Origin of the sequence: Nocardia spongicola (genome assembly GCF_047200775.1) — a bacterium.
Taxonomy (GTDB): Bacteria; Actinomycetota; Actinomycetes; order Mycobacteriales; family Mycobacteriaceae; genus Nocardia.
In genome coordinates this window covers 19,442-32,516 of sequence record NZ_JBJZOO010000005.1, presented here as the reverse complement: position 1 = coordinate 32,516, position 13,075 = coordinate 19,442, and the positions used below count along the sequence as shown (strand labels likewise).

Annotated in this window: 12 protein-coding genes and 1 tRNA gene; 10 read left to right on the top strand and 3 right to left on the bottom strand. The window is 65.0% G+C overall.

What is annotated here, in order from left to right; all coding sequences use genetic code 11:
- Positions 1-289 precede the first annotated feature (289 nt).
- The 4 genes from dapB (at position 290) to ACL02S_RS12295 (ending at position 3,301) form a co-directional block, all read left to right on the top strand.
- Positions 290-1,036 (top strand): 4-hydroxy-tetrahydrodipicolinate reductase, encoded by a 747-nt coding sequence (gene dapB / locus ACL02S_RS12310; protein ID WP_412802515.1) that lies wholly within the window; start codon positions 290-292, stop codon positions 1,034-1,036.
- Between the two features lie 81 nt (positions 1,037-1,117).
- The gene (locus tag ACL02S_RS12305) at positions 1,118-1,567 is read left to right on the top strand and encodes a hypothetical protein (RefSeq protein ID WP_412802779.1); all 450 of its coding nucleotides are present in this window, start codon (positions 1,118-1,120) and stop codon (positions 1,565-1,567) included.
- Between the two features lie 38 nt (positions 1,568-1,605).
- Entirely contained in the window at positions 1,606-2,061 is a 456-nt protein-coding gene (locus tag ACL02S_RS12300; protein ID WP_412802514.1) for a flavodoxin family protein, read from the top strand.
- 40 nt (positions 2,062-2,101) lie between these two features.
- Positions 2,102-3,301: a winged helix-turn-helix domain-containing protein gene (locus ACL02S_RS12295; protein WP_412802778.1), complete on the top strand. Its 1,200-nt coding sequence runs from the start codon at positions 2,102-2,104 to the stop codon at positions 3,299-3,301.
- A gap of 10 nt (positions 3,302-3,311) precedes the next feature.
- On the opposite strand, the gene ACL02S_RS12290 is transcribed toward ACL02S_RS12295, so the two are convergent.
- Positions 3,312-3,755 carry a hypothetical protein gene (locus ACL02S_RS12290; protein ID WP_412802513.1) on the bottom strand — a complete coding sequence of 148 codons (444 nt, stop codon included), beginning with the start codon at positions 3,753-3,755 and terminating at the stop codon, positions 3,312-3,314.
- A gap of 156 nt (positions 3,756-3,911) precedes the next feature.
- Here ACL02S_RS12290 and dapA point away from each other — a divergent pair, with 156 nt between their 5' ends.
- The 4 genes from dapA (at position 3,912) to ACL02S_RS12270 (ending at position 10,478) form a co-directional block, all read left to right on the top strand.
- Positions 3,912-4,820, top strand: coding sequence for a 4-hydroxy-tetrahydrodipicolinate synthase (dapA, locus tag ACL02S_RS12285; RefSeq protein WP_412802512.1), 909 nt, complete (start codon positions 3,912-3,914; stop codon positions 4,818-4,820).
- The gene (locus ACL02S_RS12280; protein WP_412802511.1) at positions 4,817-6,805 is read left to right on the top strand and encodes a ribonuclease J; all 1,989 of its coding nucleotides are present in this window, start codon (positions 4,817-4,819) and stop codon (positions 6,803-6,805) included. Before dapA ends, ACL02S_RS12280 begins: the two co-directional genes overlap by 4 nt.
- Before the next feature lie 243 nt (positions 6,806-7,048).
- Positions 7,049-7,672 carry a TIGR03085 family metal-binding protein gene (locus tag ACL02S_RS12275; protein ID WP_412802510.1) on the top strand — a complete coding sequence of 208 codons (624 nt, stop codon included), beginning with the start codon at positions 7,049-7,051 and terminating at the stop codon, positions 7,670-7,672.
- Positions 7,673-7,892: 220 nt separating this feature from the next.
- Positions 7,893-10,478 (top strand): DNA translocase FtsK, encoded by a 2,586-nt coding sequence (locus ACL02S_RS12270; protein ID WP_412802509.1) that lies wholly within the window; start codon positions 7,893-7,895, stop codon positions 10,476-10,478.
- Between the two features lie 12 nt (positions 10,479-10,490).
- Here the strand turns inward: ACL02S_RS12270 and ACL02S_RS12265 are convergent.
- Positions 10,491-10,567: transfer RNA gene (locus ACL02S_RS12265), tRNA-Leu, on the bottom strand.
- A gap of 21 nt (positions 10,568-10,588) precedes the next feature.
- Here ACL02S_RS12265 and ACL02S_RS12260 point away from each other — a divergent pair.
- Positions 10,589-10,738 carry a hypothetical protein gene (locus tag ACL02S_RS12260; RefSeq protein WP_412802508.1) on the top strand — a complete coding sequence of 50 codons (150 nt, stop codon included), beginning with the start codon at positions 10,589-10,591 and terminating at the stop codon, positions 10,736-10,738.
- 375 nt (positions 10,739-11,113) lie between these two features.
- On the opposite strand, the gene ACL02S_RS12255 is transcribed toward ACL02S_RS12260, so the two are convergent.
- On the bottom strand, positions 11,114-11,449 hold the full coding sequence (locus tag ACL02S_RS12255; RefSeq protein WP_412802507.1) for a helix-turn-helix transcriptional regulator: 336 nt from the start codon (positions 11,447-11,449) through the stop codon (positions 11,114-11,116).
- Positions 11,450-11,662: 213 nt separating this feature from the next.
- Here ACL02S_RS12255 and ACL02S_RS12250 point away from each other — a divergent pair, with 213 nt between their 5' ends.
- Positions 11,663-12,700: a TerC family protein gene (locus tag ACL02S_RS12250; protein ID WP_412802777.1), complete on the top strand. Its 1,038-nt coding sequence runs from the start codon at positions 11,663-11,665 to the stop codon at positions 12,698-12,700.
- Positions 12,701-13,075: the final 375 nt, after the last annotated feature.

Genomic DNA, 13,075 nt, shown 5'->3' with positions numbered 1-13,075 from the left:
CAGTGCTCTGGTGCCACCATTTCACTCCACTCACCAGGTTGAGCAGCCAGTACCTGTCGGTGTCGGTCGGCCTGCTCGTCGCAGGCTCCGAATTCTCGAACATATCTTCGGCAGCAGGGGCATCGCACGCACCGAGCATCCGCACTGATCGAGGGCTGTCCGGCCTGCGCTTGGCCCGGTATGGGTTGCGGCTGTCTCGTCTGTGCTCGGCCGGGTGCGGGCGGTGGCCGGATCGCGTCCGGCGGGGCCTACTAGGCTGACTGCGACTGGAACGGAACGAGGAGGTGCGGTGGCCATTCGGGTCGGAGTGCTCGGAGCGCGTGGCAAAGTCGGAGCGGCGATCTGTGCGGCAGTGACCGCCGCGGACGATCTGGAGCTGGTCGCGCAGGTCGACAAGGACGATTCGCTCGATCTGTTCACTGCGGCGAACACGCAGGTGGTGGTTGATTTCACCCACCCGGATGTGGTGATGGGCAATCTGCGCTTCCTGGTGGAACACGGCATTCACGCGGTGGTCGGCACTACCGGGTTCGACGCGGACCGTGTGGCGCAGGTGCGGGAGTGGCTGAGCGGACGTCCGGAAGTCGGCGTACTGATCGCCCCCAACTTCGCCATCGGCGCGGTGCTGTCGATGCGTTTCGCTGAGCAGGCCGCCAGGTTCTTCGAATCGGTCGAGGTCATCGAACTGCACCACCCGAACAAGGCGGATGCGCCGTCCGGCACCGCCTACCGCACCGCTGGCCTGATCGCCGCGGCCAGGGATACCGCGGGGCTGCGCGATAGTCCCGATGCGACGAGCACCGAGCTGGCGGGCGCCCGTGGCGCCGATGTGGACGGGGTGCGGGTGCATTCGGTGCGGCTGGCCGGGCTGGTCGCGCACCAAGAGGTGCTGTTCGGCACTCAGGGGGAGACCCTCACCATCCGGCACGATTCGATCGACCGCTCCTCTTTCGCTCCCGGCGTGCTGCTCGGTGTGCGCGAGATAGCGAACCGTCCCGGCCTCACTGTCGGTCTCGATCCTTTCCTGGACTTATGAGTGAGCCGACCGGTGAGTGAGACGGGACCGGTGAGCGAGTCCGAACCGGCTGATCAGAACAACGGCGCGCAAGTCGTCAAGATCGTGGCGCTGATCGTGGCGTTGATCGTGGCGCTCTGCGGCTACTTCGTGCTGCTCGGCCGGTACGCGTTCATCCTGATGGGTTCCGGTGAGGTGGCTGGAATCGGCGTCGGTATCGGTGTGCTGATCCTGCCTTTCCTCGGGGTCTGGATGGTTGTGGCCACTATCCGTGCGGCACTGGCACATCAGCATCTGGCGCGGCGCATCCACGAGGAGGGCCTCGAACTCGACGTCACCCAGTTGCCGCGTCGGCGGTCCGGTCGCATCGAACGCGCGGCAGCCGATGAACTGTTCGCCGCCGTCGAGGCCGAGTGGAAGGCCGATCCGGACAATTGGCGCGTGTCCTATCGCCTCGCCCGCGCCTACGACTACGCGGGGGATCGGGCCAGAGCCAGGGAGACCATGCGGCGGGCGGTCGAGCTGGAGCGGCACGAGCGCGACAACACCTGACCGCCGCGCGGCCGAGAGGCGGCCGATACCATCGCACCGTGGCTCGATTGCTGCTTATCCATCACACTCCGTCCCCGCATACGCAGGCGATGTTCGAAGCCGCTGTCTCCGGGGCCACCGACCCCGAGATCGAAGGCGTGGAGCTCGTGCGCCGTGCCGCGCTGGCCGTTACCGCGTCCGATGTGCTGGCCGCCGACGGATACTTGCTGGGGAGCCCGGCGAATCTGGGATATATGAGCGGCGCGCTCAAGCACGCATTCGATACGTTCTACTACCCCTGTCTCGATTCGACGCGTAAGCGGCCGTTCGGCCTCTACCTGCACGGAAACGAGGGCACCGAAGGGGCGGAGCGAGGTGTCACCGCCATCACGACCGGGCTGGGGTGGGTGCGGGCCGCTGATTATGTGGTGGTGTCGGGCAAGCCTGCCAAGAGCGACCTCGAAGCGTGCTGGGAGCTGGGGGCCACAGTGGCCGCGCAATTGATGGCGGAGTGAGCCGGTGCCTGCTGTCGGTGCGCTGTGGCATGGTTCGGGCATGCGGAAGATGGGTGCGGCGGCGGCGCGTCGAACAGCTTTGGCGGCACAGGGTTTCGGAGCGCGCAAGCCGACGCGAGCGACACGGCGATCGGTGCTCGGAGTGCTGGACAGAACGCAACTGTTGCAACTGGATTCGGTGTCGGCGGTGGTGCGCGCGCACTACATGCCGGTATTCAGCCGTATCGGGCCCTACGATCGCGCTGTGCTCGACCAGGTCGCGTGGCGCGATGGCGCGCGCCGTCCGCGCGCGCTGGTGGAGTACTGGGCGCATGAGGCCGCACTCATTCCCGTCGAGGACTGGCCGCTGCTGCGCTGGCGTATGCGGGAATACGAGCACGGCCGCTGGTCCGGTATGCGTGCGGTGATACAGCGTAATCCGACTCTGGGTAAGGACATCCTCGATGTGATCACCGAGGTGGGCGCGGCTACCGCCGGTACCGTGGAGCGCCACCTCGAGCTGGACAAGCCGCGGTCGGGAGGTTCCTGGTGGAATCTCAGCGATACCAAGCTGATCTGCGAGCAGCTCTTCGCCGCCGGGGAGTTGTCCGTGCCTACTCGTGTCGGTTTCGCCAGGCATTACGACTTGGTGGAGCGGGTGATTCCGCCGCAGGTGCTGGAGCGTGTCGTTCCCGAGCAGGAGGCGGTACGTGAGCTGGTGCTCAGGGCGGCTACGGCGCACGGTATCGCCACGGAGGCCGATCTGCGCGATTACTACCGTCTGCGGCGTACCCAGACCGAGCCCGCCATCGCCGATCTGGTGGACGCGGGGGAGCTCGTTCCGGTAGCGGTAGCGGGCTGGGAGCGACCGGCCTATCTGCGGGCAGGTGTGACGACACCACGTCGTATCGAAGGCGCCGCGCTGCTCTGCCCGTTCGATCCGCTGATCTTCTTCCGGGCACGCACCGAACGGATCTTCGGTTTCCGCTACCGCCTGGAGATCTACACCCCCGAGCACAAACGGGTGCACGGCTACTACGTCTTCCCGTTCTTGCTCGACGGTGAACTCGTCGGACGTGTCGACCTGCGCGCGGACCGTGCGACCGGCCGGTTGTCGGTGCCCGCGGCATTCGCCGAACCGGGCTACGACACCCCGGCCACCGCGGCCGCGCTCACCGGCGCGCTACGCGAACTGGCCGATTGGCTCGAACTCGATGATGTGGTGATAGGCGAGCGCGGCAACCTCGCCGCATTGCTGTAGTGCGGTGGCCTCAGTCGTCGCGTTTCGGTCCCGGCCCGCGCATCTGGTCCCGCAGCGCACCGTACACGGCGCCCGACAGCCAGGAGTTCAGCGATTGACCGCTTTGCGCGGCAGCCTCTTCCGCACGAGACTTCATCTGCTCGACCAGCCGGAGCGTGACTCGGCTGATATCTCCGGTCATCTCCTCGATCGTCGGCGGTTCGTCGGTCGCCGCGCGCTTACGCACATCGATGGTGGCAGCGGTGCCGTCGACCGACACATGGACAGTGCGATCACCGAGTGCCGAGCTGATCTCCGCGGCCAGATCGGACAGTGCGGCGAGTACGACCAACCGGGCCGGTCCCTCTGTCGCCGAGGCCAGTGCCGCGGCGGTGGCCTGGGTTTTCTCATCGCCGAGAGCCGCGGCGGCGATGAGATTTTCGCGCAGCTGGGCGGTATAGGTGGTCAAATCCATGACATTATTATGACGCCATATTTGATGTCATACTAGAGTGATAAAGATGTCATGATGCAGTCTTAACGCGGTCGTAAGGGGAAAGCGCGCCAGTTGTGATCCGATCGCAGACAAGGGTGTCGAGGGCGGATCACAGACCAGGTAGCCTTTCTGACCATGACGAACGGTGAATCGACGGCAACGGAGCTGCACGCGTCCGGCACAGTAGGTGTCGCGATGGTGACCCCCTTCAGTGCCGAGGGCAAGCTCGACGTCGATGCCGGTGTCGCGCTCGCGGCTCGCCTGGCCGACCACGGGGTAGATCTGCTCGCGATCTCCGGAACCACCGGAGAATCGCCGACCACGACCGAATCGGAAAAGGCCGATCTGCTGCGCGCCGTCGTCGACGCCGTGGGCAACCGGGTCACGGTGATCGCGGGTGCGGGCACCTACGACACCGCGCACTCGGTCGAACTCGCGCGCAATGCGCAGCGCGCGGGCGCGCACGGATTACTCGTCGTGACGCCGTATTACTCCCGGCCTACGCAAGAGGGCCTGATCGCGCATTTCACCGCGGTCGCCGATGCCACGGATCTGCCGGTCACTCTCTATGACATCCCGGGCCGGTCGATAGTCCCGATCGCCAGCGACACTATTCGCGCGCTCGCCGAACATCCGCGTATCGTCGCGGTGAAAGACGCCAAGGGCGATCTGAACATGGGCGCCGAGCTCATCGCCGATACCGGTCTGGCCTTCTATTCCGGTGACGACGCGCTCAACCTGCCCTGGCTTTCGGTCGGCGCGGTCGGATTCATCAGCGTTATCGGGCAGCTCGTGCCCGAACGGCTGCGTGCGCTGCTGGAGGCGTATACCGCGGGCGATGTGGTGCGGGCCCGCGAGATCAACACCACACTGCTGCCATTACATGCCGCCATGGCCAGACTGGGTGGAGTCGCGATGAGCAAGGGCGGGTTGCGGCTGCTCGGCGTCGAGGTCGGCGAACCGAGGTTGCCGCAACTGATGCCTACCGCTGAGCAACTGGCGGAGCTGACCAACGACCTGCGGACTGCTGGAGTGCTTTCGTGAATGATTCATCGACCCGACGTCCCCGCCGTAGCGCGTCCCGTCCCGCCGGGGCGCCCGCGGTACCCGTACCGGTCGCGCAGCCGACACCGGTCGAACCGCCCGAGGCCGCGGCCACCGCGGCTCCGGTAGCGGCAGAGTCCGGTCCGGTTACTGCGCAGACCCCGCCCGCTGCGCAGACGAAGCCCGCGCGGGCCAGGCAGACTTCCCGGACGCAGGACACGCAGTCTCGGCGAGCGAACCGCGGACGTACGCAATCCGGTCCCCGGCGAGGCGAAACACCTGCACCGCCTGCGGATTCGAGTGCCGCGCACGACCGTCTCGGCGCTCCTCCCGTGCTGCCGGAGAACGGCCTGCGGGTCTTCGCTCTCGGCGGTATCGGTGAGATCGGTCGCAACATGACCGTTTTCGAATACGGTGGCAAGCTGCTGATCGTCGACTGCGGCGTGCTGTTCCCGGAAGACCAGCAGCCCGGCGTCGACCTGATCCTGCCGGACTTCCGGCCCATAGAGCATCGGATGGACGATGTGGTCGCGGTGGTGCTCACCCACGGCCACGAAGACCATATCGGCGCGGTGCCGTTCTTGTTGCGGCTGCGCCCCGATATTCCGGTGGTCGGCTCGAAGTTCACCCTCGCGCTCGTCGCCGCCAAATGCCGGGAACACCGCCAGCATCCGAAACTGGTCGAGGTGACCGAAGGCCAGCACACTACCCACGGCCCGTTCGGTTGCGAATACTTCGCGGTCAACCACTCGATACCGGACGCGCTCGCCGTCGCGATCCGCACACCCGCCGGTGTCGTCCTGCACACCGGCGATATCAAGCTCGATCAGCTTCCGCTGGATCGGCGGCTCACCGATCTGGCCGGGTTCTCCCGGCTCGGTGACGAGGGCGTCGACCTGTTCCTGGTCGACTCGACCAATGCCGAGGTTCCCGGTTTCGTCACCCCGGAGCGGGAGATCGGTGGTGTGCTGGACACGGTGATCGGCAAGGCGAGCGGCCGGGTGATCGTCGCCTCGTTCGCCAGTCATGTGCACCGCATCCAGCAGGTGGTCGATGTAGCCCAGAAGTATGGGCGGCGAGTGTGTTTCATCGGTCGTTCGATGGTCCGGAATATGCAGATCGCTCAGGATCTCGGCTATCTGACCGTGCCGGAAGGGGTGGTTGTCGATCTCGATGTCGCCGCGACCCTGCCCGTGCACCGCTTGGTGCTGATCTCGACCGGTTCACAGGGTGAGCCGTTGTCGGCGCTGTCCCGGATGGCACGCGGTGAGCATCGGCAGATCAATATCCGTGCCGACGATCTCGTGGTACTGGCCTCCTCGCTCATCCCTGGCAATGAGAACTCGGTATTCGCGGTGGTCAACGGTTTGGCCAGGTTGGGTGCCACGGTGGTTACCCAGCAGAACGCCAAAGTGCATGTCTCCGGGCACGCGTCCGCGGGAGAACTGCTGTACTTGTACAACGCGGTACGCCCGACCAACGCGATGCCGGTGCACGGTGAGTGGCGGCATCTGCGCGCGAACGCGGCCTTGGCCGTGGCGACCGGTGTCCCTGAGGATCGGGTGGTGCTCGCCGAGGACGGGGTGGTGGTCGATCTGGTCGACGGGATCGCCTCGATCGTCGGGCGGGTACCGGTGGGATATGTGTACGTCGATGGGCTCTCGGTGGGTGATGTCGGTGAGTCGACACTGTCGGATCGGCTGGTGCTCGGCGAAGGTGGTTTCATCGCGATCACGGTCGCGATCGATGAGACCACCGGTAAAGCGGTGAGTCCGCCTGAGCTGAGCGGACGTGGCTTCTCCGATGATCCTGCCGCCCTGCTCGATGCGGCGGAACTGGTGGAGGCGGAATTGCTGCGGCTCGCGGGCGAAGGTGTCACCGACACCCATCGGATCGCGCAGAGTGTGCGCCGGGTGGTCGGCCGCTGGGTAGCCGAGACCTACCGCAGGCGCCCGATGATCGTGCCGACGGTCATCGGCGTCTGATTCCCACGGCGGCGAGACGAACGGGCAGCCCGGCCACCGGCGCTGGTCGCAGTACGCCTGCGTCGGTGTGCTCGGGCCTGATGAATCGGGCGGAGGAACAACGGCGTTGCGTTCCGCGTTGGGTGATCGCCTGCTGTTCCCGCGGCAGCGGAAGCAGGCCACGCAGCGCGGATGCGCGAGAGGTGTTCGCGATGCGCGTTGTGTTGTGCGGCGGCCCGCTCGGATGGCCGGTATGTTCGAGGGATGACGATGGCGCAGCGGGAACGTCGAGGGCTTGTCGAAGCGATGCGCGTCGCGGGACCGGATGCGCCGACACTGTGTGGTGCCTGGACGGTGCGAGATCTGGCCGCGCATCTGGTGGTTCGGGAACGGCGGCCGGATGCCGCGCCGGGCATCCTGTTGTCGCCCTTCGCCGGATATCTCGACCGGGTCCAGGCCAAAGCGGCGAGTAAACCGTTTCCTTCGCTGTTGGAGCAGGTGCGCACCGGTCCACCATGGTGGTCGCCACTGCGGCCGATCGACGCGATAGCCAATCGCGCGGAGATGTTCGTCCATCACGAGGATGTGCGCCGTGCCGAACCCGGTTGGCAACCACGCGAATTGGCCGAGGCCGATGAGGACGCGTTGTGGTCGCTGGTGCGCAGAATGGGGTCGATGGCGTACCGCAAGGCACCGGTCGCCGTCGAGCTGGCGACCCCGGACGGCAGGCATGTCATGGCGCGCTCGGTATCCGGCTCCGCCGTTACGCTGACCGGGATGCCCTCGGAATTGCTGTTGCATGCCTTCGGCCGGGACGAGGTCCGGTTGGAGGCCACCGGCTCCCCCGAGGCGGTGCGCGCGGTGCTCGGCCTCGACCGCTCCATCTGATCCGTCGATCCGCGCGGGGAAGGGTTTCGGCACCGGATATTCTCGCGCCTGCGGATGATCGGCCTTGTTGCCGCTCTTCGTGATCCGCGGTGCCCGCATACTCCGGAATCGGAACAAGGCAGCAATCTACCTGCGGTAACCGCCGTACCGTACCGCTGAGGCCAGCGATACCAGTGTTGCGGATGGTCCGGATGGGGTGATTGCGGCTAGCCTGGGGGCCATGGCAGGTAAGTCCCGCAGCACCACGACGACTCGGGCGCGGGCGGGATCGGCGCGGGGGAGAACTACCACAGCGCGGTCGCGCACGGCCACACCTCGTGCGGCCACATCCCGTACGACAGCGAAGCCACGCAAACGCGCCACACCGACCCGGCCTCCGGTACGTCGCCCCTCGAATACCGCGCCGCTGCCGGTGATCGGGCGCACCATCGCTACCGGTTGGACGGTGCTCGCCCGCGGGCTCGGCGCGAGCACCAGGGCATTGAGCCGGGCCAAGGAGATCGAACACGGACATCGGCGTGATGGCATCGCATTGGCTCTGATCGCGCTCAGCGCCGTGATCGCGGCGGCGGTGTGGTGGTCGGCGGGTGGCCCGGTCGGGCATTGGGTGGAAGACATCATTCGCGCGATATCCGGATCGGCTTCCGGCGGGCTGCCGTTTGTGGCGTCCGGGATCGCCGTCGTGCTGATGCGCACCGAACCACGCCCGGAGATCCGGCCCCGGCTGGTCCTCGGTGGCCTGCTGATCGGTTTGCCGGTACTCGGCCTGTGGCATATCGCGGCAGGTGCCCCGACCGACGCGTCCGGTCGTTCCCGCGCCGCCGGGTTCGTCGGTGTGGTAGCGGGTGGCCCGCTGACCGACGGTCTTACCGCCTGGTTGTCGGTCCCGATCCTGTTGCTGACCATCGTTTTCGGTGTGCTGCTCATGACAGGGACAACCGTGCGCGAGGTGCCGGCCACGGTGCGGCGGTACCTCGGCGCCCACCGTGGTGGCGGTACCTACGGCGAATACCAGGATTACGATTCGGCCGGCTACGACGCCGACGGTTTCCCACTGCATCGCTCGAGCGCTGGGCGGCGCGGTCGTACACCTGCCGAGAATTATCCGCCCGACGAATTCGGCGATCCCGAGGCGGCCACCGAAATGCTCGGTGAACCGCCGCTACGAGATGCCAAGCCGATCGCGGTCGGAGAGCAGGCCGCGCCACCACCGCAGCAACCGAAGCCGAAGCCGAAGCCGAAGCGTCCGGCCGTAGCGGTCGAGGACCAGACTCCGCCACCGCAACAGTTGGAGTTCGTCGCCGATCGTGAAGTCGAAGGTGATTACGCACTACCGCCGCTGTCGTTGCTCACCGACGGCGACCCACCCAAGAAGCGCAGCGCTGCCAATGAGTCGATGATCGAGGCGATCACCGAGGTGTTGGTGCAGTTCAAGATCGACGCGGCGGTCACCGGTTTCGTGCGCGGTCCGACCGTGACCCGATACGAGGTCGAACTCGGGCCCGGCGTGAAGGTGGAGAAGATCACCGCGCTGGCTCGCAACATCGCTTATGCGGTGGCCACCGAGAATGTCCGGTTGCTCGCGCCGATCCCTGGTAAGTCCGCCGTCGGTATCGAGGTGCCCAATGCCGACCGTGAACTGGTCAGATTGGCCGATGTACTCAAGGCACCGGCCACCCGCAACGACCATCATCCGTTGGTGATCGGCCTCGGGAAGAATATCGAGGGCGAGTTCGTCTCGGCGAATCTGGCCAAGATGCCACATCTGCTTGTCGCGGGCTCCACCGGTTCGGGTAAGTCGAGTTTCGTGAACTCGATGCTGGTGTCGTTGCTGCAGCGGGCGACACCGGACGAGGTCCGGATGATCCTGATCGACCCGAAGATGGTGGAACTGACACCCTACGAAGGCATTCCACACCTGATCACGCCGATCATCACACAGCCGAAGAAGGCCGCGGCCGCGCTGGCTTGGTTGGTCGAGGAAATGGAGCAGCGCTACCAGGACATGCAAGCCAATAAGGTTCGGCACATCGACGACTTCAACAAGAAGGTGAAGTCGGGTGCGATCACCGCGCCGTTGGGCAGCGAACGGGTGTATCGGCCCTATCCGTATATCGTGGCTATTGTCGATGAGCTGGCCGATCTGATGATGACCGCGCCACGCGATGTGGAAGATGCCATTGTGCGCATCACACAGAAGGCCCGTGCGGCGGGTATTCATCTGGTGCTGGCCACTCAGCGGCCGTCGGTGGATGTGGTGACCGGTCTGATCAAGACTAATGTGCCTTCCCGGCTGGCTTTCGCCACTTCGTCGCTGACCGACTCCCGGGTGATTCTCGATCAGCCCGGCGCAGAGAAACTGATCGGCATGGGCGACGGATTGTTCCTGCCGATGGGCGCGGGTAAGCCGACTCGGCTACAGGGTGCGTTCATCAGCGACGAGGAGATCCACGGCGTCGTCGACTTCACCAAGAACCAGGCCGAGCCCGACTACCGGGAGGGGGTGACCGCGGCCAAGGCAGGCGAGAAGAAGGACGTCGATCCCGATATAGGTGATGATCTCGATGTTTTCTTACAAGCGGTGGAACTGGTGGTGTCCTCGCAGTTCGGGTCCACCTCCATGCTGCAGCGCAAGCTCCGTGTCGGCTTCGCGAAGGCAGGACGGTTGATGGATCTTATGGAAACGCGGGGTGTGGTCGGCCCGAGCGAAGGCTCCAAAGCTAGGGACGTACTCGTCAAACCCGATGAGCTGGAGGGGTTGCTGTGGTCGATTCGGGGTGGTGACCCGGCCGAGTCACCGGAGTGATCGGGTACCGCGTGGTTCCCTCGGCGAGATTCGAACTCGCATCTCCCGGAGTCTAGATCCGGCGCCTCTACCGATTGGGCTACGAGGGATCGGTTGGATTCGCGTTCGCGATGTCCGTTGTCGACGGCAGGACCCTGATCTCCGGCCACCTGTTCGGTGGGCAGGTGTTCTCCTCGGTCCGAGGCGCATTCCAGCCGATACGAAAAAGGGGCTACTCCGTGGAGATTCGCTGCGAGCCGCTGCGCATCGTCGTGGAGTAACCCCCTTCCGCGTGGTCTGCCCAGGACACGTTCAGGGGCCGCTCCGTACCATTCGCCTCGCGTGGGCGGATGAGGTGGATAGCACGGTTAGGGCACGTGACTGCCGAGCGTCGCTCGGCGATCCCTGCCGCCGCACCGACCAGGTCATCGTCTCCGCCCTTCCGTGATCTTCGCTCGTTTCGAAAGAAAGTAACATCCGAGTCTGGTGTTGTGCATCACATTTCCATAGTGAATGCGTCATTACGGGTGGTTGTCTCGCGGTGCGGTTCGGTTCTCTCGTGCCCGAAGTTCTTTCGCGCCCGGAATCGGATGGCCCAGTATGTGGCTCCCGGTCCCTCTCGCGCCGAAGAGTTCGGCCGAAGACGGGCGTACAGCTCAGTTGCGCTGGGGCGGCGCGGAAGCGGTGGGGATGTGTTCGCGGTGGAGGAAAGCGGTGATGAGATCGCCGACGGGATGGTCGGCTTCGGCGGGATGGCGCAGGGCGACGGTGGGGTCGATGGTGTAGCGGTTGCGGCGGCCCACTCTGGTGCGGGTGAGATACCCGGCGGCTTCGAGGTCCGCGACGATGAGCTGGACGGCTCGTTCGGTGATGCCGACGCCCGTGGCGACATCGCGCAGGCGCACATCGGGATCGTCGGCGATGCGCAGCAGAACCCGTGCGTGGTTGGTCAGAAAAGTCCAGTGATCGCCACGGGAGGAGGACGTGCTCATCGAATCAATTATACGAACAGGGGTTCGTATGTTCAACTTCACGTCTAATGGTGAAAAATTTTTCGCGTAAATATTGACGTATATACGGGGATCGGGGAAGCTGGGTACACCCTCGGGCCACGCTCGGCCCACCCAGAAAGGGGCGGCAACGGGCTCCGGTCCGGTGCGGCCCCCTGTGGACCCCCGGTTCTCATCCAGGAAAGTCGATTGCCAATGAATGAGCTGTCGTCCACCGTCCCGTTGTGGGTATGGGCCGCGATTATCCTCGTGATCGCCGTCATGCTCGCCATCGATCTGATCGCCCATCGCGACAACCATGTGATCGGTTTCCGTGAAGCGGCGATGTGGAGCGGTATCTGGATCGCCATCGGTCTCGCCTTCGGGCTGGTTCTGCTGGTGTGGCAGGGCGGTGACGTGGCCTCCACCTACTACGCCGGGTATCTGATCGAAAAGGCGCTGTCTGTCGACAACGTCTTCGTCTTCGCGCTGGTCTTCTCCTTCTTCGCCGTTCCGGACGCCTACCAGCACAAGGTGCTGTTCTGGGGGGTCATCGGAGCGTTGGCCGCCCGGCTGGTGTTCATCTTCGTCGGCGCCGAGCTATTGCAGCTGTTCTTCTGGACCGCCTATATTTTCGGCGCGTTCCTGATCTGGACCGGCTACAAGATGGCCGTTTCGAAGGATGAAGAGGTCCACCCCGATCGCAACATCGTGGTCCGCTTGGTGACGAAAGTCATCCCGACCGATGCTCGCTTCCACGGTGACAAGTTCTTCGTCAAGATCAATGGCCGGCGGGTGGCTACCCTGCTGTTCGTAGCGTTGATCGCGGTGGAGGCCACCGACTTGCTCTTCGCGGTGGACTCGGTCGCCGCGATCCTCGCCATCACCACCGACACCTTCTTGGTGTGGACCGCCAATGCCTTCGCTGTCCTTGGTCTGCGCAGTCTGTACTTCTGCCTTTCCGGCCTACTGCGCCGCTTCGTCTACCTGCACTACGGTCTTGCGGTCTTGCTCGCCTTCGCGGGTGTCAAGCTGATCCTGTCCGAAACGCCGGTCGGCAAACTGCCCATCCCGCTCACGCTCGGCGTCATCACCGCCACGATCACCGTGTCCATCGTCTGGTCCCTGATCGCCACTCGGAATTCAGACGGGTCTGATGCGAACCAGGAGGGGGCGGGCACTGTTTCCCCTGCCGGCGCCTCGCCGGATCAGTCCACCGAAGGGGCTGGTAGTGGTCTCGAGAAATCGTTGTGACCGCGATCGATGCAGTCGAAGGGGTGAACTGCTCATTCGGCCAGGAGGAGGGCACGCCACTGCTTCCTGAGTCCGATTCGATGGATATGCCTCGAAGGGAGATCTCGAGGGGGTAGGTCTTTCGATGAATAGGGCGGAGCCGGCTGTACGCCGGCCCCGCCCTATTCTCACAGCCCGGAGGTTACCGAGATGAGCCCGGGGTTTACCGAGATGGAGGAGCCGTTGCTGATCGCATCGGCCAAAGCTTGGAGTAGTGCGGTGAAGCCCGCGCTTCCGGTGTTCATGGTCTGAATTCCTTTCGCGGTCGCGCTCAGGCGCCCGGCGTGTAGTCGATGGAAGAGCCGCCGCTGAGGAACTCGAGAATCTGGGCGACCA